Source organism: Klebsiella sp. CN_Kp091 (genome assembly GCF_040065095.1).
Classification (GTDB): Bacteria; Pseudomonadota; Gammaproteobacteria; order Enterobacterales; family Enterobacteriaceae; genus Klebsiella; species Klebsiella aerogenes.
The window spans coordinates 120,323-144,975 of record NZ_JBEAIO010000012.1 but is presented as its reverse complement, the minus strand read 5'-3'; the positions used below and the strand labels follow the sequence as shown (position 1 = coordinate 144,975).

22 protein-coding genes and 1 pseudogene are annotated in these 24,653 nt (G+C 56.6%); 8 read left to right on the top strand and 15 right to left on the bottom strand.

The genetic code is table 11. The annotated features are described in order from the left end of the window. Positions 1 to 42 precede the first annotated feature (42 nt). Together ptsI and crr are read left to right on the top strand one after the other, a co-directional pair. Positions 43 to 1,770: a phosphoenolpyruvate-protein phosphotransferase PtsI gene (gene ptsI / locus ABLV17_RS12120; protein WP_015365498.1), complete on the top strand. Its 1,728-nt coding sequence runs from the start codon at positions 43 to 45 to the stop codon at positions 1,768 to 1,770. Positions 1,771 to 1,812: 42 nt separating this feature from the next. Beyond that, positions 1,813 to 2,322 (top strand): PTS glucose transporter subunit IIA, encoded by a 510-nt coding sequence (gene crr / locus ABLV17_RS12115; protein WP_015365497.1) that lies wholly within the window; start codon positions 1,813 to 1,815, stop codon positions 2,320 to 2,322. Positions 2,323 to 2,364: 42 nt separating this feature from the next. On the opposite strand, the gene ABLV17_RS12110 is transcribed toward crr, so the two are convergent. Beyond that, entirely contained in the window at positions 2,365 to 2,592 is a 228-nt protein-coding gene (locus ABLV17_RS12110) for a cytoplasmic protein (RefSeq protein WP_348854298.1), read from the bottom strand. A 2-nt stretch (positions 2,593 to 2,594) separates the two neighbouring features. Beyond that, positions 2,595 to 3,458, bottom strand: a complete 864-nt coding sequence (gene pdxK / locus ABLV17_RS12105; RefSeq protein ID WP_087858439.1) for a pyridoxine/pyridoxal/pyridoxamine kinase — start codon at positions 3,456 to 3,458, stop codon at positions 2,595 to 2,597. Positions 3,459 to 3,540: 82 nt separating this feature from the next. Between pdxK and ptsJ the strand changes: the two genes are divergently transcribed. Both ptsJ and ABLV17_RS12095 read left to right on the top strand, forming a co-directional pair. After that, on the top strand, positions 3,541 to 4,836 hold the full coding sequence (gene ptsJ, locus ABLV17_RS12100; RefSeq protein WP_308958688.1) for a transcriptional regulator PtsJ: 1,296 nt from the start codon (positions 3,541 to 3,543) through the stop codon (positions 4,834 to 4,836). A gap of 14 nt (positions 4,837 to 4,850) precedes the next feature. Continuing rightward, entirely contained in the window at positions 4,851 to 5,567 is a 717-nt protein-coding gene (locus ABLV17_RS12095) for a type 1 glutamine amidotransferase (RefSeq protein ID WP_308958689.1), read from the top strand. A 43-nt stretch (positions 5,568 to 5,610) separates the two neighbouring features. On the opposite strand, the gene cysM is transcribed toward ABLV17_RS12095, so the two are convergent. The 9 genes from cysM to ABLV17_RS12050 form a co-directional block, all read right to left on the bottom strand. After that, a complete protein-coding gene (cysM, locus tag ABLV17_RS12090) occupies positions 5,611 to 6,522 on the bottom strand; it encodes a cysteine synthase CysM (RefSeq protein ID WP_015365492.1) in 912 nt (303 codons plus the stop codon). Positions 6,523 to 6,620: 98 nt separating this feature from the next. Next, entirely contained in the window at positions 6,621 to 7,715 is a 1,095-nt protein-coding gene (gene cysA, locus ABLV17_RS12085; protein ID WP_015365491.1) for a sulfate/thiosulfate ABC transporter ATP-binding protein CysA, read from the bottom strand. After that, the gene (gene cysW, locus ABLV17_RS12080; RefSeq protein WP_015365490.1) at positions 7,705 to 8,580 is read right to left on the bottom strand and encodes a sulfate/thiosulfate ABC transporter permease CysW; all 876 of its coding nucleotides are present in this window, start codon (positions 8,578 to 8,580) and stop codon (positions 7,705 to 7,707) included. Before cysW ends, cysA begins: the two co-directional genes overlap by 11 nt. Continuing rightward, positions 8,580 to 9,413 (bottom strand): sulfate/thiosulfate ABC transporter permease CysT, encoded by an 834-nt coding sequence (gene cysT / locus ABLV17_RS12075; RefSeq protein WP_015365489.1) that lies wholly within the window; start codon positions 9,411 to 9,413, stop codon positions 8,580 to 8,582. The genes cysW and cysT overlap by 1 nt, the downstream gene beginning before the upstream one ends. After that, entirely contained in the window at positions 9,413 to 10,429 is a 1,017-nt protein-coding gene (locus tag ABLV17_RS12070) for a sulfate ABC transporter substrate-binding protein (RefSeq protein ID WP_271031788.1), read from the bottom strand. Before ABLV17_RS12070 ends, cysT begins: the two co-directional genes overlap by 1 nt. Before the next feature lie 210 nt (positions 10,430 to 10,639). After that, positions 10,640 to 11,539, bottom strand: coding sequence for a Dyp-type peroxidase (locus ABLV17_RS12065; protein ID WP_015365487.1), 900 nt, complete (start codon positions 11,537 to 11,539; stop codon positions 10,640 to 10,642). Between the two features lie 94 nt (positions 11,540 to 11,633). After that, the gene (locus ABLV17_RS12060) at positions 11,634 to 12,209 is read right to left on the bottom strand and encodes an RpoE-regulated lipoprotein (RefSeq protein WP_348854297.1); all 576 of its coding nucleotides are present in this window, start codon (positions 12,207 to 12,209) and stop codon (positions 11,634 to 11,636) included. Between the two features lie 61 nt (positions 12,210 to 12,270). Further along, positions 12,271 to 12,720: a DUF2919 domain-containing protein gene (locus ABLV17_RS12055; protein ID WP_348854296.1), complete on the bottom strand. Its 450-nt coding sequence runs from the start codon at positions 12,718 to 12,720 to the stop codon at positions 12,271 to 12,273. After that, entirely contained in the window at positions 12,707 to 13,132 is a 426-nt protein-coding gene (locus ABLV17_RS12050; RefSeq protein ID WP_045392622.1) for a GNAT family acetyltransferase, read from the bottom strand. The genes ABLV17_RS12055 and ABLV17_RS12050 overlap by 14 nt, the downstream gene beginning before the upstream one ends. A 211-nt stretch (positions 13,133 to 13,343) precedes the next feature. On the opposite strand from ABLV17_RS12050, the gene amiA reads away from it, so the two are divergent. Together amiA and hemF are read left to right on the top strand one after the other, a co-directional pair. Next, positions 13,344 to 14,216, top strand: a complete 873-nt coding sequence (amiA, locus tag ABLV17_RS12045) for an N-acetylmuramoyl-L-alanine amidase AmiA (protein WP_087858435.1) — start codon at positions 13,344 to 13,346, stop codon at positions 14,214 to 14,216. Continuing rightward, the gene (gene hemF, locus ABLV17_RS12040) at positions 14,216 to 15,115 is read left to right on the top strand and encodes an oxygen-dependent coproporphyrinogen oxidase (RefSeq protein WP_015365482.1); all 900 of its coding nucleotides are present in this window, start codon (positions 14,216 to 14,218) and stop codon (positions 15,113 to 15,115) included. The genes amiA and hemF overlap by 1 nt, the downstream gene beginning before the upstream one ends. 55 nt (positions 15,116 to 15,170) lie before the next feature. Here the strand turns inward: hemF and maeB are convergent, their stop codons facing one another. After that, positions 15,171 to 17,450, bottom strand: a complete 2,280-nt coding sequence (maeB, locus tag ABLV17_RS12035; protein ID WP_015365481.1) for an NADP-dependent oxaloacetate-decarboxylating malate dehydrogenase — start codon at positions 17,448 to 17,450, stop codon at positions 15,171 to 15,173. Between the two features lie 293 nt (positions 17,451 to 17,743). On the opposite strand from maeB, the gene tal reads away from it, so the two are divergent. Beyond that, positions 17,744 to 18,712: a transaldolase gene (tal, locus tag ABLV17_RS12030; RefSeq protein WP_045379835.1), complete on the top strand. Its 969-nt coding sequence runs from the start codon at positions 17,744 to 17,746 to the stop codon at positions 18,710 to 18,712. A 6-nt stretch (positions 18,713 to 18,718) separates the two neighbouring features. Continuing rightward, positions 18,719 to 20,713 (top strand): transketolase, encoded by a 1,995-nt coding sequence (gene tkt / locus ABLV17_RS12025; protein ID WP_113374472.1) that lies wholly within the window; start codon positions 18,719 to 18,721, stop codon positions 20,711 to 20,713. Here the strand turns inward: tkt and ABLV17_RS12020 are convergent. The 3 genes and pseudogenes from ABLV17_RS12020 to aegA form a co-directional block, all read right to left on the bottom strand. Next, positions 20,703 to 21,749 (bottom strand): DUF1176 domain-containing protein, encoded by a 1,047-nt coding sequence (locus ABLV17_RS12020; RefSeq protein WP_348854295.1) that lies wholly within the window; start codon positions 21,747 to 21,749, stop codon positions 20,703 to 20,705. The genes tkt and ABLV17_RS12020 overlap by 11 nt on opposite strands. A 77-nt stretch (positions 21,750 to 21,826) precedes the next feature. Then, positions 21,827 to 22,424 (bottom strand): annotated as a pseudogene (nudK, locus tag ABLV17_RS12015) (GDP-mannose pyrophosphatase NudK). 58 nt (positions 22,425 to 22,482) lie between these two features. Further along, positions 22,483 to 24,453 carry a formate-dependent uric acid utilization protein AegA gene (gene aegA / locus ABLV17_RS12010; RefSeq protein ID WP_348854294.1) on the bottom strand — a complete coding sequence of 657 codons (1,971 nt, stop codon included), beginning with the start codon at positions 24,451 to 24,453 and terminating at the stop codon, positions 22,483 to 22,485. Positions 24,454 to 24,653: the final 200 nt, after the last annotated feature.

Sequence of the window (24,653 nt, the reverse complement as noted above, 5' to 3'; positions counted from 1 at the left end):
TCACGGGTTCTTTTTAATATCAGTCACAAGTAAGGTAGGGTTATGATTTCAGGCATTTTAGCATCCCCGGGTATCGCTTTCGGCAAGGCTCTCCTGCTGAAAGAAGATGAAATTGTCATCGACCGGAAGAAAATTTCTGCCGATAAGGTTGATCAGGAAGTTGAACGTTTCCTGAACGGCCGCACCAAGGCCTCCGCCCAGCTGGAGGTCATCAAAACCAAAGCTGGTGAAACTTTCGGTGAAGAAAAAGAAGCCATCTTCGAAGGGCATATTATGCTGCTGGAAGATGAGGAGCTTGAGCAGGAAATCATAGCCCTGATTAAAGATAAGCACATGACTGCCGATGCGGCAGCCAATGAAGTTATCGAAGGTCAGGCAACTGCACTGGAAGAGCTGGATGACGAATACCTGAAAGAGCGTGCCGCTGACGTACGCGACATCGGTAAACGTCTGCTGCGCAACATTCTGGGCCTGGCAATCATCGATCTGAGCGCTATCGCGGATGAAGTCATCCTCGTTGCCGCCGATCTGACCCCGTCGGAAACCGCACAGCTGAACCTGAATAAGGTGCTGGGTTTCATCACCGACGCGGGCGGCCGTACTTCCCACACCTCTATCATGGCGCGCTCCCTTGAACTGCCGGCAATCGTCGGTACCGGAAGCGTCACCTCCCAGGTGAAAAACGGCGACTATCTGATTCTTGATGCGGTTAACAACCAGGTTCTGGTTAACCCAAGCAACGAAAAAATCGAAGAGCTGCGTGCGCTGCAGGCGCAGGTTGCTGAAGAAAAAGCAGAACTGGCGAAACTGAAAGATCTGCCGGCCATCACTCTCGACGGTCATCAGGTTGAAGTTTGCGCTAACATCGGTACCGTTCGCGACGTAGACGGCGCTGAGCGCAACGGCGCGGAAGGCGTAGGCCTGTACCGTACTGAATTCCTGTTCATGGACCGCGATTCTCTGCCGACTGAAGAAGAACAGTTCGCAGCCTATAAAGCGGTGGCTGAAGCGTGCGGCTCACAGGCCGTTATCGTTCGCACCATGGACATCGGCGGCGATAAAGAGCTGCCGTACATGAACTTCCCGAAAGAAGAGAACCCGTTCCTCGGTTGGCGCGCCGTGCGTATCGCGATGGATCGTAAAGAGATCCTCCGCGACCAGGTTCGCGCTATCCTGCGTGCCTCCGCTTTCGGTAAACTGCGCATCATGTTCCCGATGATCATCTCTGTTGAAGAAGTGCGCGCACTGAAGAAAGAGATTGAGATCTACAAACAGGAACTGCGTGACGAAGGTAAAGCTTTTGACGAATCGATTGAGATCGGCGTGATGGTGGAAACCCCGGCGGCCGCGACCATTGCTCGTCATTTAGCCAAAGAAGTTGATTTCTTTAGTATCGGAACCAATGATTTAACGCAATATACTCTGGCAGTTGACCGTGGTAATGATATGATCTCGCATCTTTACCAGCCGATGTCACCGTCTGTGCTGACTCTGATCAAGCAAGTTATTGATGCTTCTCATGCAGAAGGCAAATGGACTGGTATGTGTGGTGAGCTTGCGGGCGATGAACGTGCTACACTTCTGTTGCTGGGTATGGGGCTGGACGAATTCTCTATGAGCGCCATTTCCATCCCGCGCATCAAGAAGATTATTCGTAACACGAACTTCGAAGATGCGAAAGTATTAGCAGAGCAGGCTCTTGCTCAACCGACGACGGACGAGTTAATGACGCTGGTTAACAAGTTCATTGAAGAAAAAACAATCTGCTAATCCACGAGATGCGCGGCCCAAATTACTGCTTAGGAGAAGATCATGGGTTTGTTCGATAAACTGAAATCTCTGGTTTCTGATGACAAAAAAGACACCGGAACTATTGAGATTGTTGCTCCGCTCTCTGGCGAGATCGTCAACATCGAAGACGTGCCGGATGTGGTTTTTGCGGAGAAAATTGTGGGTGATGGCATTGCCATCAAACCTACTGGCAACAAAATGGTTGCGCCGGTAGAAGGTACCATCGGTAAAATTTTTGAAACCAACCATGCTTTCTCTATTGAATCCGATAGCGGCATTGAGCTGTTTGTTCACTTCGGTATCGATACCGTTGAACTGAAAGGCGAAGGCTTCAAGCGCATCGCTGAAGAAGGTCAGCGCGTGAAAGTCGGCGACCCGGTTATCGAATTCGATCTGCCGCTGCTGGAAGAAAAAGCCAAGTCTACCCTGACTCCGGTTGTTATCTCCAACATGGACGAGATCAAAGAGCTGATCAAACTGTCCGGTAGCGTCACCGTTGGTGAAACTCCGGTTATCCGCATCAAGAAGTAATTCTTGCTTGCCGAGAAAATGGCGCCTGAAGGCGCCATTTTTTTATGCCGGCCGGTAGCACTTTTCACTCGCCAGGATCTTCATCCCCTGCGGGCTACTTTCCAGAATACGCCGTTCGCTATCCGCGACCCATAGCTCGCACTGGTAGCCAGGATCGCTTTCAAACAACGACCTCGCCCTACAGGCATCTTCCAGCGCGTTCCTTCCCGTCGTCTCATAATGGCCGACGGTTCTTCCCTCCCTGCGTACCACTAACCGATAGCTATGCATCGTTATTGCGCTCCAGACGGCGGTAAAATGAGTTCATCGCAGCCCTGACTCTCGGTCCAGGTCATTACCGCCAGCACGCGCTGAGCGGCGGCGCGCGTAGCGTCGCCCAACGGCATGTCGCGTACCAGGTTGCTGATGAGTTCGGCGCAGAACAGGTCGCCGGTGCCTTTAAGGTCAGTTTCGACGCGAGGATGGACGACCACTTCGACCGCGTCGTCGGTGACCACCAGCACGTTAATAGTCGAAGCATCCAGTCCAGGTGCGCTGGTAATCACCACCCACTTTAGCGTATCGGAAAGCAGACTTCGCGCGGCGACCACCGCTTCCTGCTGGTTGTGGCACGGCATGCCGCTGAGGGTTTCGAGCTCGAACAGATTTGGCGTGATACCCCGCGCCAGCGGCAACAGGTGGCGGCGATAAGCCTCGGGGATCTCCGCTTTTACGTAGATGCCGCTATCCACATCGCCAATCACCGGGTCAACCAGAATACAGAGGTCGGGATGGTGCACGCGGATCCGCTGCAGCCACTGCGCCAGCAGCGCAATTTGCCCGGCGCTGCCCATATACCCGGTGGTTACCGCCCGCAGTTCGCGAAGCGCATCACGCTCCTCCAGCGCCCTCAGATAGCCGCTAAACCACTCTTCCGGGATCACTCCACCGTAGAAAGTATCGTAATGTGGGGTATTGCTGAATAACACCGTCGGCACCGCCATCACCCGTAATTCATGCTGCTTGATTGCCGGTACCGCGATACTGTTGCCAACGCTGCCGTATACCACCTGCGATTGCACCGCCACAATATCAACCTCCAGCGCCCGGCTGTGGTCGTTAAAGAGCACGGACTGTATTTCGTCTTGCTGACTCATCCTTTCTCCCCCCGCTGGACAGCGGGTCATACTCTGATTATCATTCGTCCTATGCTAAAATTCATTTTGTCATAGGTCAATAATGTTCACCGGAAAAACCGCAAGCGAGATTTTCGATAACATCCGTCATCTGGTGCAGAGCGGCGCGTTGCAACCCGGCGAGGCGCTGCCGCCGGTGCGCGAACTGGCAGGCGAACTGGCAGTCAACCGCAATACGGTGGCGGCGGCCTACAAGCGGCTGGTGACTTCAGGGCTCGCCGTCAGTCAGGGGCGTAACGGCACGGCCATTAAGGCGCGCAATACGCTTAATGCGGTCGAGGGTGGCGATCCAACGACATCGCTGATTGATATTTCCGGCGGCAATCCGGATCCACGATGTCTGCCGGATATTGGCCGTTTTCTTCCGCAGCTGGCGCAGACCCCGCACTTATATGGCGATGCCGCCGTTGAGCCACGGCTGGCTGTCTGGGCCCGGGAGTGGGTCAGTCGCGATATCGGCCAGGAATTTGACATCAACTTGACCAGCGGCGCGATTGACGCCCTGGAACGCCTGCTCTGCGCGCTGCTGCTACCCGGCGACAGCGTCGCGGTAGAAGACCCCTGCTTTCTGAGCAGCATCAATATGCTGCGTTACGCCGGTTTCCAGCCCAGCCCTGTCGCCGTGGACGGTGAAGGCATGAGTCCGGAGCGGCTTGAAGAAGCCCTGCGCAACGGCGCACGCGCGATAATACTGACTCCACGCGCTCACAACCCGACTGGCTGCAGTTTGACGCCGGAGCGCGCAGAAGCGATTCGCACCGTGCTCGCCCGCTATCCGCAGACGCTGGCGATTGTTGACGATCACTTCGCCCTGCTCTCAGCGACACGCTGGCACAATCCGCTACCCGAAGGCATTCAGCGTTGGGCGCTGGTGCGCTCAATGTCTAAAACCCTGGGCCCGGATTTGCGGCTGGCAATAGTCGCCAGCGACCCGACAACCTCAGCGGCGCTGCGCCTGCGCCTGAACGCCGGTAGCCAGTGGGTCAGCCATTTACTACAAGAGCTGGCGTTCGCCTGCCTGAATGATAGCGCTTTTGCCGCTTCTCTGACTGCGAGCCAGCGCCATTATCAGCAGCAAAATCAGCGGCTCGCCGCCGCGTTGGCCCACCACGGCGTTGGTGATTATCCGCCTGGCGATGGTCTTAATTTCTGGCTGCCGCTATCAACCGCCAGCCAGCCGCTGGCGCTGCGTCTGGCGCGGGCCGGTTGGCTGGTGCGTGAAGGTGAAGCCTTTGGCGTGAAAACACCGTCGCACGGTCTGCGCCTGTCGCTGGGCGCCTTAACCGAGGCGCAAATTGAACAACTTGCACACGATTTATCGCTGGTCTTACCTTGTTAAACACGGGAGTTGTTATGCGGATCCACTTTATCGTCCATGAAGTTTTTGAAGCGCCCGGCGCCTATCTGCGCTGGGTTAACGCGCGCGGCTATCAGGCCAGCTGGTCGCGGGTTTATGCAGGGGATCCGCTGCCGGCGAGTGCCGAGGGTTTTGATATGCTGGTGGTACTTGGCGGCCCGCAATCACCACGCACCACGCTTGCCGAGTGCCCATGGTTTGATGCCCATACCGAGAAAAACCTGATTGCCCAGGCGATTGCCGCCGGGCGCATCGTGGTCGGGATTTGTCTCGGATCGCAGCTCATCGGCGAAGCGCTGGGGGCGCCGGTGATGCAAAGCCCGGAAAAAGAGATTGGCCACTATCCTATCATCATGACCACCGCCGGACTGCAAGATGACAACATCGCCCATTTCGGACCATCGGTGGTAGTCGGTCACTGGCACAACGATATGCCGGGCCTGACGCCTGCGGCGGAAGTCCTGGCTTCCAGCGAAGGGTGCCCGCGGCAAATCGTCAAATATAGCGATCGGGTCTACGGTTTTCAGTGCCATATGGAGTTTGACGCGGAGGTCATCGAGTTATTAATTACCCACTCGCAACATGAACTTGCCGCCGCAAAAGGCAGGCGCTTTATTCGCAGCGAAGATGAAATGAGGCAATGGGATTATCGCGAGATGAATCAAAAGCTATGGGCGTTTCTGGATAAGCTGGTAGCGAAATACGCACTTTAGTTAACCGGCCCCCATGCCTGGCATCGGGGCCGTGATAGCGCGTTTAGATACCCGCCCCCTGGCTGAAGTGTTCTTCGCCGAACACGCCGGTTGAGAGATAGCGATCGCCGCGATCGCAGATGATCGCCACCACCACCGCGCCCGGATTGGCGCGAGCAATACGCAACGCCCCGGCAACCGCGCCGCCGGAACTGACGCCACAGAAGATCCCTTCCTGTACGGCCAGCTGGCGCATCGTGTTTTCCGCATCCTGCTGGTGGATATCCAGTACCTCATCGACCAACGAGGCATTAAAAATGCCCGGCATATATTCCTGCGGCCAGCGGCGGATCCCCGGAATGCTGCTGCCCTCTTCCGGCTGTAGCCCAATGATGCTTACCGGCTTCGCCTGTTCGCGCAGAAAACGCGATACGCCGGTAATCGTACCGGTGGTGCCCATGCTGGAAACAAAGTGGGTAATACGCCCGTCCGTCTGGCGCCAGATCTCCGGGCCGGTGGTGGTGTAATGAGCGTAAGGGTTATCGGGATTGTTAAACTGATCCAATAGTTTACCCTCGCCACGCTCGGCCATCGCGGCGGCCAGATCGCGAGCACCCTCCATCCCCTGCTCTTTGGTGACCAGAATCAATTCAGCGCCGTAGGCGCGCATCGCGGCACGGCGCTCCTGGCTCATGTTGTCCGGCATCAGCAGTTTCATCTGATAGCCTTTTAACGCCGCAATCATCGCCAGCGCGATACCGGTATTACCGCTGGTCGCCTCGATCAATACATCGCCGGGTTTAATTTCACCGCGCTTTTCCGCTTCGACAATCATCGATAGCGCAGCGCGATCTTTTACCGAGCCCGCCGGGTTGTTGCCCTCAAGCTTAAGCCAAATTTCGCTGCCGTTGTCCGGCCCCAGACGTTGTAATTTCACCAGCGGCGTGTTGCCGATTGTTTGTTCTAATGTGTTCACTTCACCTGTCCAATAAAAAGCCCGGCCGCGTCATGCGCTCCGGGCTGTCAGCCGGGGCAGCGCTGCGCCGCCCGGCAAAAGCACGTGGATTTAAGCTATCAGGCCGACTCTGCCAGAGCAAGTTCGCCGCGCGGTTCGATGCGCTCGGTTCCGTTATACAGGCGCGCATTCTGCAAGCCGACAAACAGGCGTTCGCCGCGGGACGGGGCCTCATCGCCCGCCAGCACCACGCTCAGCGGTTCGTCATACCACCCAAGAGGCTGGACGACTAATTGGGTGTAGTGCCCCTTCGGACTGGCTTCCAGCACCTGCACCGGCAACGGCGAATCCAGGCTGGTACGGCGGCTGATATCTACTTCCCACGGCCGCAGGAACAGATCGACCGGCCCCTGGTATGCCGGGGTATAGCCTAAAGGCCAGCGGTGGGCGCCGACGTGGAACTGGCCGCCGCGAATGGTGCCCTGCAGGCGGTTAACTTCGCCCATAAACTCGAGCACAAAACGGGTCGAAGGTTCACGCCAGACGCGTTCAGGCGCATCGGCCTGTTCGATGTTGCCCTGGCTCATTACCACTACCCGATCGGCGACTTCCATCGCCTCTTCCTGGTCGTGGGTAACAAACACGCTGGTGAATTTTAATTCTTCATGCAGCTGGCGCAGCCAGCGGCGCAGTTCTTTACGCACCTGCGCATCCAGCGCGCCAAAGGGTTCATCCAGCAGCAGAATTTGCGGCTCAACCGCCAGCGCGCGCGCTAACGCCACGCGCTGCTTCTGGCCGCCGGAAAGCTGCGCCGGATAACGGTCGGCAAGATGGGCCAGTTGCACCATCTCCAACAGTTTGGTCACCTTGGCTTTAATCGCCGCCGCATTGGGACGCTCACGGCGCGGCAGCACGGTCAGGCCAAAGGCGATGTTATCGAATACCGTCATATGCCGAAACAGCGCATAGTGCTGGAAAACAAAGCCCACTTTACGATCGCGGGCGTGCATCCGGCTCACGTCGGTACCGTGAAAACGGATATGGCCGCTGGATTGATGCTCCAGCCCGGCGATAATCCGCAATAAGGTGGTTTTACCGGAGCCGGACGGCCCCAGCAGCGCAACCATTTGCCCGGAAGGGATATCCAGCGAGATATCATTCAGCACCTGGGTGCGACCAAACGATTTCTTAATATTGGCAATCTCAATGCTCATGATTTCCCTCCTGTTGCGCGCGTTTTTCCTGATTGGCCAGACGCCATTGCAACATACTCTTTAAAAACAGGGTCAAAATAGCCATTAACGTCAGCAGGGCCGCGGCGGTAAACGAACCGACGGTGTTATAGTCCTGCTGCAGTAATTCAATTTGCAGCGGCAGCGACAACGTTTCGCCGCGGATCGAGCCGGAAACGACCGACACCGCGCCAAATTCGCCAATCGCGCGGGCATTGGTCAACACCACGCCGTACAGCAGCGCCCAGCGAATATTGGGTAGCGTCACCCGGCGGAACATCTGCCAACCGGAAGCGCCAAGCAGGATCGCCGCTTCATCTTCGTTGCTCCCCTGACTCATCATCACCGGTACCAGCTCGCGGACCACAAACGGACAGGTGACGAAGATAGTCGCCAGCACCATGCCCGGCCAGGCGAACATGATCTGCAGGTTGTGCTCATCAAGCCAGCCGCCTAGTGGGCCGTTGGAGCCGTAAAACAGCAAATAAACCAGACCTGCCACCACCGGCGAGACGGCGAACGGGATATCCAGCATCGTCAGCAGCAGCTGGCGGCCAGGGAAGGTAAAGCGTGTTACCAGCCAGGCCAGCAGCGTCCCGAACACCAGATTCACTGGCACGGTAATCAACGCGATCATCACCGTCAGCCAGATGGCATGCAGCATGTCCGGATTGGCCAGGTTTTCCAGCACCGGCATTAACCCTTTACTGAAAGCCTGGACAAAAATATAAATCATCGGCACCACGAGGATGAAGGCGGATACCAGCATCCCGACGCCGATCAGAAACCATTTGCCCCAGTTGATCCGGGGCGCGTCATAGCGCTTCAATTGAGTAACTTCCGCCATTAGTGACCTACCACGCGTCGACCAAAGCGACTCTGCAGGGTGTTGATAGAGAACAGCAGCAGCAGCGAAGCCGCGAGGATCACCGAGGCAATCGCGCTCGCCGCCGGGTAATCAAACTCCTGCAAACGAATGAAAATCATCAGCGAAGTCACTTCCGTTTTCCATGCGATGTTGCCGGCGATAAAGATCACCGCGCCGAACTCGCCAAGGCTGCGGGTAAACGACAGCGCAATCCCCGCCAGCAGAGCTGGCGACAGTTCAGGCAGCACCACTTTGCGGAAACTCTGTAAGCGCGTCGCGCCGAGGGTTTCCGCCGCTTCTTCATATTCCGGCCCTAATTCTTCCAGCACCGGCTGCACGGTACGCACCACAAACGGAATACTGGTAAAGGCCATCGCCACCGCGATGCCAAGCCAGGTATAGGTCACTTTGATATCAAACTTCGCCAGCCACTCGCCGTACAAGCCATTAACCGAAAACAGCGAGGCCAGCGTCAGGCCCGCCACTGCCGTTGGCAGCGCGAACGGCAGGTCCATTAGGGCATCGAGCAGCGTACGGCCCGGGAAACGATAGCGGGTAAGGATCCACGCCATCAGCAGGCCGAACACGCCGTTAAAAATCGACGCCACAAAAGCAGACAGCAGCGTGACTTTATAGGCGGCGACCACCTGCGGGTTGGTAATCACCTCCCAATACTGCGCCCAGCTCATCTGCGCCAGCTGCATCACCAGCGCGCTGAGCGGCAACAGTAAAATCAGGCACACAAACAGCAGGCTGGTGCCAAGGCTCAGGGTAAAGCCCGGCAGCACGCGCTTGGACGACACAGCCAACATTACTGACGCCCCGCTGCCAGCAGTTTGTCCAGCTCACCGCCGCTGACGAAGTGGGTTTTCATCACTTCAGGCCAGCTGCCGAACTGGTCTTCCACGCGGAACAGTTCGGTCTGCGGGAATTTATCTTTCAGCGACGCCATCACTTTCGGGTCGTTCACGCGATAGTAGTAATCGGTGATGATGGTCTGCGCCTGCGGACTATAGAGATAGTTCAGGTAGGCTTTCGCCGCTTTTTCAGTACCGTTGGCCTTAACGTTTTTGTCTACCCACGCTACCGGGAATTCGGCGAGGATATTGACCTTCGGCACCACTACTTCGAAACCCTGCGCTTCATACTGTTTACGGATGTTATTAACTTCCGATTCAAAAGTAATCAGCACATCGCCTAGCCCGCGCTCGACGAAGGTGGTGGTCGCGCCGCGACCGCCGGTATCGAATACCTCGACGTTCTTCAGGAACTGGGTCATGAACTGTTCGGTTTTGGCTTTATCGCCGCCATCGGCTTTGTCCGCCGCCCCCCAGGCCGCAAGATAGGTATAACGCGCGTTGCCTGAAGTTTTAGGATTCGGGAAGATCAGCTTCACGTCAGAACGCACCAGATCGTTCCAGTCATGAATATTTTTGGGGTTGCCCTTACGCACCAGGAAAGCCATGGTCGAATAGAACGGTGAGCTGTTATTCGGCAGACGGCTCTGCCAGTCTACCGGGATCAGGTTGCCTTTATCATGCAGAATCTGGACGTCCGTCACCTGGTTATAGGTCACGACGTCAGCCTTCAGACCTTGCAGAATCGCCAACGCCTGCTTGGAAGAGCCCGCATGGGACTGCTTGATGGTCAGCTTATCCCCGCCGTTTTCTTTTGCCCACTGCTGCTCAAAAGGCGGATTAAGGGCGGCGAACAGCTCGCGGGAAACATCATAGGAACTGTTCAGCAGTTCAGTCGCCTGCGCCTGCGCCACCAGCAGCATGGAAGCCGCCAGCGCCAGATATCCTTTTTTCAGTGATTTAACGGCCATTGCGCACCCTTATCAAAAATGATCATTTACTGATGATCATCATATTTATAACGAGTACGAAAGGAGTAACGGTTTTATATACCGTTTGGCGATTTGGAAGTAGAAAAGAGAATAAGCAACTGGCAAAGCTTTGCTGAAAGCGGCTGTACGTATGCTGGATTCGCTTACACCCTAACCCTCTGGGTTAGGGTTAGGGTTAGGGGGGAAAAATTACAGCGCCTGGATACGCTCCAGCGACGGCGCGAAGTAATAACCGCCGGTCACCGGTTTTGTAAAGCGCAGCATCGCATCACGCTTACCGTCGGTATCGCCGAACATGCTCAGCAGCTGTTGCTCAATGTTATACAGGCGCGCGCAGTAGGCGCAGAAGTACAGGCCGTTAGTGCCGCTGGCGGTACCGTACGGCAGGCTCTGGCGGACGATTTTCAGGCCTTTGCCATCTTCTTTTAAGTCCACGCGGCTCAGGTGCGAAGTAATCGGGCGCTCGTCGCCGTCGATCTCTTCGTTGGCGTCTTTGGTACGGCCAATCATCATCTCCTGATCCGGCACGCTCATGCGGTTCAGTTGCTTAAGATTGTGCTCCCAGCGCTGCACGAATACGTAGCTGCCGCCCGCGTCAACGCCGTCTTTAATCACCGCGACTTCACGGCGGGTTTCTTCGCCTGCCGGGTTTTCGGTGCCGTCGACAAAGCCGCTCAGATCGCGTTCTTCCACCCAGCGGAAACCGTGAATTTCTTCTTTTACTTCAATGGCGTCGCCGAAAGCGGCCACCGCCGCCTGGGCGACGGAAAAGTTCACTTCATGACGGGCGGATAAAATATGAATCAACACGTCATACTGCGTGGATGGCGCCAGCCCTTTACCGTAAACCGGAAAATCTTTTAACTCTTCCGCGCCTTCACCGCCGCTCAGCTGACGCCAGACGGTATTGCCGAAAGCGACCACCGCGCCGAGTTTGGCGTCAGGGAATTTAGCCTGGAAGGTGGCCACGTTATCGACAAAAATTTTGCTCGCTTCGCGCAGGGCATTAACGTCCCCTTTGACATTGGCTTCAATCCAAATCGCCGCGCGGCAATGTTCCGGCAAAATGCCGCTCTGAACCTGAGACATCGCTCCTCCTGAAATGATGCAACCACAACGCTATCGCGTTGCTAACGCGCCATTGTAACCGTTTTTATCCGCCCACGTGTCTCTTCAGATCAAATTAGCGACGCCAGATAATTTTGCTGACTTTCCAGTTCTTCAGGGTATCGTCGGACGGCATCAGCTCGTCCGGACCGCTCCAGTGGCCGGTAAAGGCATAGCTGATGTGCTGGCTCCCTGCGGCTTTACATTCCACCACCGCGCCGTTATCAGGAGCGCCTTTCTCGCAGTTGCCAAACGCTTTGCTGTACAGTTCGCTAAACGGGGTACCGATTTTCACGCCGCTGGCGGCGGGAATTTCGCTATCGCGCACGTCAATGCGGCTCACCGTACCGCCATCGCCGTTGATGGTCAGCGCCAGCTTGTCATCCTTTAGCGCTTCAAAATAGTGAACGATTTTGCCATCCGTGGTTTTCATTCCGCTGCGCAGACGGTAGCTGCCGCCGAGGGCGTCGCTAATCGCCTGTTCATTCAACGGCGTCGACGCCGTCAGTTTACCCACGCCCTGCTCGGTGACCTCGTTAGAGGAACCAAACCAGTTCCACGGATAGGCAGCCGACCAGTTCACCGCGCTCATCGTTGAGCAGCCGGTTAGCGCCAGCGGAAGCGCGCAGAGCATTAGACGTAGCGATTTCATAACTCAATCCTTTCTGATTAATTCAACGCATGTTGGAGTACGCGATCGGCAAAAAGTGCCATTAAAGCGCTTCAAGGCGAAAACAGGCATGCAACCTGCGGCTGGTTATCAGCCACCATAGCGCATAAATATCGGCCGCCAGCAGGGTGATGGTCAGCGCGGAAGGCGCCTCGCCGGTTAGCCACAGCCACGGCTGCCAGGCCAGCAATAGCGCCTGCGAGGCAATCAGCAGCCAACGCATCAGCGGCCAGAGCCGCGGGAAACGCTGACGCTGACCGCTCAACAAAAATGCCGCTACCGCCGGTACGCCGGGCAGTAACCCCAGCCAGAAGTTATCGTGATCGGGATAGAACAGGCTCAGCAGCGCATCTCCCTGCTGGCGGGAGGCGCCGGCCATAACGAACAGTACCCAGGTGCGCGCCTGCAGCAACAGCACGCCCCAAAACAACAGCGGCAGCCGTAAACGGCCCTGGGTATCATAATCGGCAGGAATAAATTCAGTATTCTTCATCTTCAATCAGGCGTTTACCGAGGGTGAGTACATCCGAGTGCTCGTAACCGAGACGCTCATACATCCCCTGCACCACTTCGTTATCGTCACGCACCATAATTGAAATTTTCGGGCAGCCGCGGGCGATCAGCTTCTTTTCCAGCCGATTGAGCAGCGCATTAGCGATACCGCGGCCGCGGTATTCCGGATGTACGCCAAGATAGTAAGCGGAACCGCGGTGACCGTCGTAACCGCCCATTACCGTCCCTACCACTTCACCGTTCACTTCAGCGACCAGAAACAAGCTCACGTCGTGGTTGAGCTTACGCTCGATATCCATTTCCGGATCGTTCCATGGGCGCAGAAGATCGCAGCGCTCCCAAAGGGTGATCACTTCTTCGAAATCCTGCTGGCGAAAAACGCGAATCTCCATGGTATTCCCCACCATTTACGGTTAAAAACAGTGATTATGGCGCGAATATGACTGATAGCCAATATCAGGCGAAATCATCGGCAAAAAATGGCATAATATGGCTTTGTCATGTATTGAAATGAAAAGTAAAACAATTCTTATTTTGAGTGGTCGTAACGGGAAACGCGATACGATATAACATTGGACATCACTTGTTTACAATTCAGGCCGAATGAGCACTTTTAAACCATTAAAAATACTTGCTTCGCGCCGTCAGGTGCTGAAGGCAGGACTGGCTGCGATGACGCTAACCGGCGTTGCTTCCCAAGCCAAAGCCAAAGAACAGCCGCTAAAAACTTCCAATGGACACAGCAAACCCGTCGCAAAGAAAGCAGGCAGCAAGCGCCTGGTGATGCTTGACCCCGGTCATGGCGGCATCGATACGGGGGCAATTGGCCACAACGGTTCGAAAGAAAAACACGTCGTGCTGGCCATTGCCAAAAATGTGCGCAGCATTTTACGCAGCAACGGCATCGATGCCCGTCTGACGCGTAGCGGCGATACCTTTATTCCGCTGTACGATCGCGTTGAGATTGCCCACCAGCACGGCGCCGATCTGTTTATGTCGATTCACGCCGACGGCTTTACCAACCCGAGTGCGGCCGGCGCCTCCGTCTTTGCGCTCTCCAACCGCGGCGCCAGTAGCGCCATGGCGAAATATCTCTCCGAGCGCGAAAACCGCGCCGATGAGGTTGCCGGTAAAAAAGCGACGGATAAGGACCATCTGCTGCAGCAGGTATTGTTCGATTTGGTGCAAACCGACACCATTAAGAACAGCCTGACGCTTGGCTCGCATATTCTGAAAAAGATTAAGCCGGTGCATAAGCTGCACAGCCGCAATACAGAGCAGGCGGCCTTTGTGGTGCTGAAGTCCCCTTCTATTCCCTCGGTGCTGGTCGAAACGTCGTTCATTACCAACCCAAATGAAGAGAAGCTACTCGGCACAACCGCGTTTCGCCAGAAGATTGCTAACGCTATTGCTTCCGGCATTATTAGTTATTTCCACTGGTTCGATAACCAGAAAGCGCATTCGAAGAGACGTTAATGAAACCCGATGTACAGCAGGTCAAAGCCTTCCTTCTTCAGCTGCAGGATGCCATTTGCGCCAAACTCTCCGCCGTTGACGGCAAGGATTTTGTTGAAGATAGCTGGCAGCGTGAAGGCGGCGGCGGCGGACGCAGCCGGGTTTTACGTGACGGCGGCATCTTTGAGCAGGCCGGAGTTAATTTTTCTCACGTCCACGGCGATGCGATGCCCGCCTCTGCCACCGCCCACCGCCCGGAACTGGCCGGGCGCAGCTTTGAAGCAATGGGTGTTTCGCTGGTGGTGCATCCGCGCAACCCCTATGTGCCGACCAGCCACGCTAACGTTCGCTTTTTTATTGCCGAGAAGCCCGGCGCCGACCCGGTGTGGTGGTTCGGCGGCGGTTTTGATTTAACGCCTTATTACGGATTTGAAGAAGACGCCATCCACTGGCATCGTACCGCCCGCGATTTGTGCCTGCCGTACGGCGACGAGGTCTATCCGCGCTATAAAAAGTGGTGCGATGATTACTTCTTCCTTAAGCACCGCAATGAGCAGCGCGGCATTGGCGGCCTGTTCTTTGATGATTTAAATACGCCGGATTTCGACCACTGCTTCGCCTTTATGCAGGCGGTGGGCAACGGCTTTACCGACGCTTACCTGCCGATCGTTGAGCGCCGAAAAACCACGCCTTATGGCGAACGCGAACGCGATTTCCAGCTTTATCGCCGCGGGCGTTATGTGGAATTCAATCTGGTGTGGGATCGCGGCACGCTGTTCGGCCTGCAGACCGGCGGGCGTACGGAGTCTATTCTGATGTCGATGCCGCCGCTGGTGCGCTGGGAGTATGACTACCACCCGCAAGAAGGCAGCCCGGAAGCCGCATTGAGCGAGTTTATTAAAGTCAAAGAGTGGATCTAATTTAGGTCTTCTGAGACAAAAAAGCCCCGGCATACCGGGGCTTAACTTTTTGCGTTTACAGCGGCTGAGTCTGCGCTTCCACGACCGCCAGCGCCACCATATTGACGATACGGCGCACGGAGGCAATAGGCGTCAGAATATGCACCGGCTTAGCGATACCCATCAGTACCGGCCCGACGGTGACCCCTTCCGAACTGGAGACGCGCAGCAGGTTGTAGCTGATACGCGCGGCTTCCATATTCGGCATCACCAGAATATTAGCCGCCCCTTTCAGCGGGCTATCCGGCATACGGTCATTACGGATGCTTTCGACCAGTGCGGCGTCGCCGTGCATTTCGCCGTCAATCATCAGATCCGGCGCGCTCGCTTTCACCAATTCCAGCGTTTTGCGCATTTTGCTGGCGGACGGGCAATCAGCTGAACCGAAGTTAGAGTGCGACAGCAGCGCCACGCGCGGTTCGATACCAAAACGACGCACGCTTTCCGCCGCCATCAGGGTGATCTCCGCCAGTTCTTCCGGCGATGGATCGTGATTGACGTAGGTGTCGGCGATAAAGGTGTTGCCGCTTGGCAGCAGCAGCGCGTTCATCGCCCCGGCGGTGCTGACGCCGTCGCGGAAGCCAAACAGCGGCTGAACCACGCGATAGTGCTCATGATAATCGCCGATGGTTCCGCAGATCATCGCATCCGCCTCACCGCGATGAACCATAATCGCGCCAATGACCGAAGTGTTGCTAATGACCGCCCGCTGCGCCTGCTCCTGGGTAATGCCGCGGCGCTTCATCAGCTGATAGTACTCGCTCCAGTACTCTTTAAAGCGCGGATCGGATTCATTATTGACGATTTCAAAGTCCACGCCCGGTTTGATCTGCAGACCCAGTTTCTGGATGCGCATTTCAATCACGCTCGGACGACCGATGAGGATTGGCTTCGCCAGCCCCAGAGATACTAGCTCCTGCGTAGCGTGCAGCACGCGGGTCTCCTCACCTTCCGCCAGCACCACGCGCTTCGGCTCTTTGCGCGCCTGGGAGAAGATCGGCTTCATAAACAGGTTGGTTTTATAAACGAACTCGCTCAGCTTCTCGATGTAGGCATCGAAGTCGGCAATCGGCCGCGTCGCCACGCCGGATTCCATCGCCGCTTTAGCGACCGCAGGGGCGATCTTGACGATCAGACGCGGATCGAACGGTTTCGGAATAATGTACTCCGGGCCAAAGCTGAGGTCCTGATCGCCATAGGCGGAAGCCACGACTTCGCTCTGTTCGGCATGCGCCAGCTCGGCGATAGCATGAACCGCCGCCAGCTTCATCTCTTCGTTTATCGCCGTCGCGCCGACATCCAGCGCGCCGCGGAAGATGAACGGGAAGCACAGCACGTTGTTGACCTGGTTTGGATAGTCGGAACGGCCGGTACAAATAATCACGTCGTCGCGCACTTCCTTCGCCAGCGGCGGCAGGATTTCCGGCTCCGGGTTCGCCAGCGCGAGGATCAGCGGCGAGCGCGCCATCTTCTTGACCATCTCCGGAGTCAGAACTTTCGGCCCGGAGCAGCCGAGGAAAATGTCCGCGCCATCGATGACATCGTCGAGGGTACGTTTCCCGTCGTCTTCCACCGCGTAGGCCGCTTTGGTTTCCGCCATGTTGGCTTCGCGGTCTTTATAGATAACGCCTTTCGAGTCGCAGACCACGATATTGTGTTTCTGCATTCCCAGCGCCACCAGCAGGTTCATACAGGCGATAGCCGCCGCTCCCGCGCCGGAGACCACCATCCGCACATCGGAGAGATTCTTCTCCACCACCCGCAGACCGTTGAGAATTGCCGCGGTACTGATAATCGCCGTACCGTGCTGATCGTCGTGGAACACCGGAATATTCATGCGTTCACGCAGTTTCTGTTCAATATAGAAACATTCCGGCGCTTTAATATCTTCGAGGTTTATGCCGCCAAATGTCGGCTCCAGGGCGGCAACGACATTAATGAATTTGTCAGGATCCAGCTCATCGACTTCAATATCAAACACATCAATGCCGGCGAATTTCTTAAACAGAACGCCCTTTCCTTCCATTACCGGTTTTCCGGCCAGCGCGCCGATATTGCCTAAACCGAGGACGGCGGTACCGTTAGAGACCACCGCCACGAGGTTGCCGCGAGCGGTATATTTGTAAGCGGCCAAAGGATCCTTCTCAATTTCCAGGCACGGCGCGGCAACGCCCGGCGAATATGCCAGCGCCAGATCGCGTTGGGTCGCCAGAGGTTTAGTCGGCGACACCTGAATTTTCCCGGGTACCGGGAACTCGTGGAAATCGAGGGCGCTTTGTTTCAACTGCTCATCCATTTTATGGTTCCTTTCACGTATCGAATCGTAGGGGGTGAAGCGTGATGGCGAGCCGTCGGCCCGCCTTAAGGCGAGGCTTAGTATCGCGCCTGACGGCGGTTTAAACTTTGAAGGCCGCCATACTCTTGCCATCACAAAGGTCTGGTTGTTATCAATTTATAATATTTATGTAACCTAGTTTCACGGTCAATGATAGCCCCGTCTGCTATGCTTTTTAGTTATGTACCTCATCACCATCTCTACCGCATAACGACAAGAACTCATGCAACTTATTGTTCCAGGAGTACTTTTTAATGAATCAGCTAGACAGTATCAAACAGTTCACCACCGTGGTCGCCGACAGCGGCGACATTGAATCTATCCGCCACTATCAGCCGGAAGATGCCACCACCAACCCTTCGCTGCTCTTAAAGGCTGCCGGACTGGATAACTACGCCGGGCTTATCGATGATGCCCTCGCCTGGGCCGCAAAACAGGGCGGCAACCGCGAGACGCAGGTCGCCAATGCCTGCGATAAACTGGCGGTCAATTTTGGTGCGGAAATACTCAAAAGCATCCCAGGGCGCGTCTCCACCGAAGTCGATGCCCGCCTCTCCTTCAATCGTGAAAAAAGTATCGAGAAAGCGCGCCATCTGGTCGCTCTCTATCAGGAAATGGGGATCGATAAGTCGCGGATCCTGATCAAACTAGCCTCCACCTGGGAAGGGATCCGCGCCGCGGAGGTGTTGGAAAAAGAAGGGATTCACTGCAACCTGACGCTGCTGTTCTCTTTCGCCCAGGCTCGCGCTTGCGCTGAAGCCGGCGTGTTTCTGATTTCGCCCTTCGTCGGGCGTATTTACGATTGGTATCAGGCGCGTCAGCCGTTAGATCCCTACGTGGTTGATGAAGACCCAGGGGTGAAATCAGTGCGTAATATTTACGACTATTTCAAACTCCATAAGTACAACACCATCGTGATGGGCGCCAGCTTCCGCCGCACCGAACAAATCCTCGCGCTGGTCGGCTGCGACCGCCTGACCATCTCCCCGGCCTTGTTACAAGAGCTGCAGGCCAGCGACGCGCCTGTAATACGCAAACTCATCCCCGCTCATCAGATACTTCCGCGCCCGGTTCCGCTAAGCGAAGCGGAATTCCGCTGGGAGCATAACCAGGATCCGATGGCGGTAGAAAAGCTGGCGGAAGGTATTCGCCAGTTCGCCGTCGATCAACGCAAACTGGAAGATCTGCTAGCAGCAAAACTGTCATCCTTTGTCACGGAGTAAACGACTATGTCCCGAAGAGAGCTTGCTAACGCCATTCGCGCCCTGAGCATGGACGCCGTCCAGAAAGCCAATTCCGGCCACCCCGGCGCTCCGATGGGGATGGCGGATATCGCCGAAGTGCTGTGGAACGATTTTCTCAAGCACAACCCGGTAAATCCGCACTGGTACGATCGCGATCGTTTCATTTTGTCTAACGGCCATGCTTCGATGCTGCTGTATAGCCTGCTGCATTTGACCGGCTACGATCTGCCGATGAATGAGCTGAAAAACTTCCGCCAGCTGCATTCGAAAACGCCGGGCCACCCGGAACATGGCTATACCCCCGGCGTGGAAACCACCACCGGGCCGCTCGGCCAGGGGCTGGCTAACGCCGTCGGGATGGCTATCGCCGAACGTACGCTGGCGGCGCAGTTTAACCGTCCCGGCCACGACATCGTCGATCACTACACCTGGGTGTTTATGGGCGATGGCTGTCTGATGGAGGGGATTTCACACGAGGCCAGTTCGCTGGCGGGCACCCTGGGGTTAGGCAAGCTGATCGGGTTCTACGATCACAACGGTATCTCTATTGACGGCCACGTTGAGGGCTGGTTCACCGACGATACCGCCGAGCGCTTTCGCGCCTACCACTGGCACGTGATTGGCGATATAGACGGTCACGATCCGCAGGCGGTGAAGCAGGCAATCCAGCAAGCGCAGGCGGTAACAGACAAACCCTCGCTGATTATTTGCCGCACCATAATTGGCTTTGGTTCACCGAATAAAGCCGGTTCCGAAGAGTCGCACGGCGCGGCATTGGGGGAAAAAGAGGTCGCGCTGGCCCGCGAACAGCTGGGCTGGAAATATCCGCCGTTTGAAATCCCGAAAGAAATTTATCAGGGCTGGGATGCGCGACCGCGCGGCGAGAAAGCAGAACATGCGTGGAATGAAAAATTCGCCGCTTACCAGCAGCAGTATCCAGAACTGGCGGCTGAACTGAAACGCCGCATGGAAGGTGAGCTCCCGGCTGACTGGCAAAAAACGGCCCACGATTATGTGGCGAAGCTACAGTCGGAACCGGCGAAAATCGCCAGCCGTAAGGCTTCGCAAAATGCGCTTAATGCCTACGGCCCGGATTTGCCTGAGCTGCTCGGTGGTTCCGCCGACCTGGCGCCCAGTAACCTGACGATCTGGTCCGGCTCGAAGTCGATCAAAGAGGATCAGGCGGGTAATTATATCCACTACGGCGTACGCGAATTCGGTATGACCGCGGTAGCTAACGGCATCGCCCTGCACGGCGGTTTTATACCCTATACCTCGACTTTCCTGATGTTCGTCGAATACGCGCGCAACGCCGCGCGCATGGCGGCGCTGATGAAGGCGCACCAGATTATGGTCTACACCCATGATTCAATCGGCCTTGGCGAAGACGGCCCAACGCATCAGGCGGTGGAGCAACTGGCAAGCCTGCGCCTGACGCCCAATTTTAGTACCTGGCGGCCGTGCGATCAGGTGGAAACCGCCGTCGCCTGGCAGGCGGCCATCGAGCGCAATGACGGCCCTACCGCGTTAATCCTTTCGCGACAGAATCTGGCGCAAATGGCCCGTACGCCGGAACAGGTGCAGGAAATTGCGCGCGGCGGTTACGTTCTGAAAGATGCGGGCGGCAAGCCGGATCTCATCCTTATCGCCACCGGTTCGGAAGTCGAGATTACCGTTCAGGCGGCGGAGACGCTGCTGGCCAGCGGCGTAAACGTGCGGGTGGTGTCGCTGCCCTCCACCGACGTTTTCGATGCTCAGGATGAGGCCTGGCGCGAGTCGGTGCTGCCTTCCGATGTTAGCGCCCGCGTCGCTATCGAAGCCGGTATTGCCGACTACTGGTATAAATATGTCGGCCTGAAAGGCGCAATTGTTGGTATGACCCGCTACGGGGAATCGGCGCCTGCCGACAAGCTGTTCCCGTTCTTCGGCTTTACCGCTGAACATATTGTCGAAGTCAGCCGCAAAGTGCTTAACGGGTGATCCATAGTGTGGGCCAGGCATCTGGCCCCTGCCAGTTATCGCACTGCGGTTGCTGAGCGTAGCGGGTCAAATTAAACCGCTGGCCGTCATAACGCCAGCGGGTTTGGATCCCGCAATCGCCCGGCGCGCGGCCTTTATCGAAGGTCACCAGTTCATGACGCTGCTCATCGAAGCTGGCGTTAATCAGCTCTATATCCCGCGGCGCATTCCCCGGAGGCTGGAAAGGCAGCGCCAGGCGCACCTGGCGGGAGAGATGCGGCGTTTTGCGCGACACCAGCCACGCCAGCCAGACGGTGTTGTAGGCGCCCGCTTCGCAACTAGTCATCAGCAGAACTTTCTCATCGGTCAGCGCGGTGACGCGGATTTCCCGGCGGAAAGGATCCAGCGAACAGGGACTGGCATTCATCCGCTCATTGCCATAATCGATAAGCTCATTAAGTTCGTCGCGGCTAAGCGGCGATTGCGCCACTTCCGCCTGGCCGACGGTTCGCAATGCCGGCGCTGGCGGTACGCTGAGCGGTGGTTCTTCACCTTTGCCGACCCACGCGGTTTCGCTGCCGACCCGCTTTTGCCGATTATCAATAAATAGCAGCGCGGCCTTGAGGCCCTTTAATGAAATACTTTGCAGACCGTTTTGCAGGGTAATTTCTTTCCCCTCCTGGGCCTGCTGCAGGAAAGCGTCGATGCTGACGCTATCGCTGGTTTTAATTAGCTTATCGGCAATCTGCCAATGTTTACCGTCAAAATGCAGCGGTTTTTCACCTAGCTGCAGCCGCGGGCCGATGGCCGCCAGCGCGGCAACCGGATTACCAACGCCGCCAAGTTCAATGCGCAAAGCGGCATCAGTGGCCGCTCCCGCGCTGCGGCTTAGCGTCATCACCAATCCATGATGCAGCCCGACATTACGCGTGACGCAATAATTTTGATTGTTGCAGGTGACAAGCCAGTCTCCAAACAGCTGCTGGGCTGGCGCCGCCCACGCCAACGATGTCGGCAGAAAACCGAAAAAAAGCAGTATTAAAACCCGATAAAGCATGAGCGGCACAATCCCGAAGTATGACTGACAGAGTGATTTCTAATTCATCATTATCATCAGCACTGGCGGGGTTTTGCTCAATCAGATTTATCAGAGATCCCGCGACATCAGGCCGGAATTTTGTAGGTATTGCAGCAGGATCACCGCTTTGCCATCCTGTATTTCACCGTTGGCGACCATCTCCAGCGCCCGGACGAACGGCAGTTCCAGCACCTCAATATCTTCATCATCCACGCCGCCGCCCCGGTTAGCGCGCTGCGCTTCGCTGTATTCGGCGATAAAAAAGTGAATCAGCTCGGTCACGCCGCCGGGCGACATATAAAGTTCGAAGACCTTGCGCGCCTCGCCGACCTGATAGCCGGTCTCCTCGATCGCCTCCTTGCGGATACATACCTCTGGCGCGTCGTTATCCAGCAGTCCTGCGCAGGTTTCAATCAGCATGCCATCCGGGTTGCCGTTAACCCAGGTGGCGACGCGGAACTGGCGCACCAGTACCACGCTTTGCTTGCTGGGGTTGTAAAGCAGAACCGTGGCGCCGTTGCCGCGATCGTACACTTCGCGTTTGTGACGCACGACGCTGCCGTCGCGGCGCGTCAACTCATAGGTCATGTTGCGCAGCAGAAAATAGTTTTCGGAGAGAATTTTATCTTTAATGACGTGGATATTAAGTGACATGCAAACTCCGCAGCGTGAAATAACCCGGTCATACTACGCCGCGGAGCCTGCTTTGTCGTTAGTGCGTCAGTGCGGAAGCGACGCCGAGGTAGTCCATGATCCCCTGCGCGGCATGCCGCCCTTCCGCCATCGCCGTCACCACCAAATCCGCGCCGCGTACCGCGTCGCCGCCGGCGAAGACCTTCTGATTACTGGTCTGGTAACGATAGCGGCTCTCCACGCTCGCCTTGATCCTCCCGCGGCTATCCAGCTGTACCCCTGCGGCTTCCAGCCACGGCATCGAATGCGGGTGGAAACCAAACGCCATAATGACCGCGTCGGCAGGCATGACAAATTCGCTGCCGGGGACAGGCGACGGGCTGCGACGCCCCTGTGCGTCAGGTTCGCCAAGCTGGGTGCGCAGAAAACGCACGCCGCAGACTCGGCCGTCCTCGCCGAGCTCAAGGGTGATCGGCTGAACATTGAATTCAAAGCTCGCCCCCTCTTCCCGGGCATTTTTGACCTCTTTTTTCGACCCCGGCATATTGGCTTCATCACGACGATAAGCGCAGGTGACCTGTTGCGCGCCGTGGCGCAGCGCGGTACGCACGCAGTCCATCGCCGTATCGCCGCCCCCCAGCACGACAACCTTCAGCCCGGCGGTATCTATATAAGGTTCATCGGCCAGCGCCTCAAGCCCCATCACCTGTTTGGTGTTGGCGATAAGGAACGGCAGCGCCTCATACACGCCCGGCGCCTCCTCGTTGGGCAGATCGGCTTTCATCGAGCGATAGGTACCGGCGCCGACGAAAACCGCGTCATAATCTGCAAGCAGTTGAGCGAGTTTGATGTCTTTACCCACCTCGCAATTCAGCTCAAAGCGGATGCCCATCTGGCTGAAAATCTCGCGCCGGCGGGCCAGCAATGATTTATCCAGCTTGAAAGGCGGGATGCCGAACGTCAGCAGGCCGCCGATTTCCGGGTGGCGATCGAACACCACCGGCGCCACGCCGCTACGCGCCAGAAGGTCGGCGCAGGCCAGGCCCGCAGGCCCGGCGCCGATAATCGCCACTCTCTTACCGCTGGCTTTTACCGCCGAAAGGTCCGGGCGCCAGCCGCCGGCCAGCGCCTGGTCGGAGATATAGCGTTCGATATTGCCGATCGTCACCGAGCCGCTCTCATCGCGCAGCGTGCAGGCGCCTTCGCACAGGCGATCCTGCGGGCAGACGCGGCCGGTAATTTCCGGCAGGCAGTTGGTTTGATGGGAAAGCTCTACGGCGCTGGCGATGTCGCCAGCCTTTACCCGCTCGATCCACTGCGGAATATGGTTATGTAGCGGACAGGTCCACTCGCAGATGCTGCGATCGCCGCATTTCAGACAGCGTTGCGTTTCCCGCTGCGCCTGCGCGGCGCTGAATGGCAAATAGATTTCGCCAAAGTGCTGTTTACGCGCGTCAGCCGCCAGTTTATCCGCCTCGCCGCGCGCGGGCGTGGCCGCCATCTGGCTGGCTTTATCGCCGGTAGTCGGCGCTAAGGCGGTCAAAGTCCGATGTTGCCATGACGCCGCATCCGCTCGCGCCGCCCGCAGGCGCCGCGCTTTCGCCATCTCGCTTAACGCGGAATCGGTCGCCAACTGTAATGCCTGCGCCGGACAATTTTGCACGCAGGCTGGACCGGCGTCGCGCTCATGGCATAAGTCGCATTTATGCGCGGTTGCTCTGCCGTCTGACGTGACGACGATTTGCATCACGCCAAAGGGGCAAGCCACCACGCAGGATTTACAGCCAATGCATTTTTCTCTATGCACTAATACGCTGTCATCCTGCTGGCTAATGGCGCCGTTAGGGCAGCTACGCATGCAGGGCGCGCCTTCACAGTGACGACAGGTTACCGCGTTACGCTGGTTCTGGTTTTTAATAACGCTAATGCGCGGCAAAAAGCGCTGTGGGGTCAAGACATGTTGTTCGCCATTATGCGCCAGCACGCAGGCCACTTCGCAGCCCCTGCATCCGATGCATTTGCGACTATCGCTCATAATAAAGTGGTTCATACATCCTTCCGGCTTATCGCTAATAACCCCTCATTTAGTATGACTGTTTATTACCCGACATCATGACCGCGGGACAATGGTCATTTGCCCAGAAATCGGCTTTTCTCGCCAGAATCCGGTTTAGATCAAAAATATTGACCTGAATGAAATTTTGTTTCATTTAGCTGAGCAATAATAGGCGGCTTTGGCGGAATGACAGA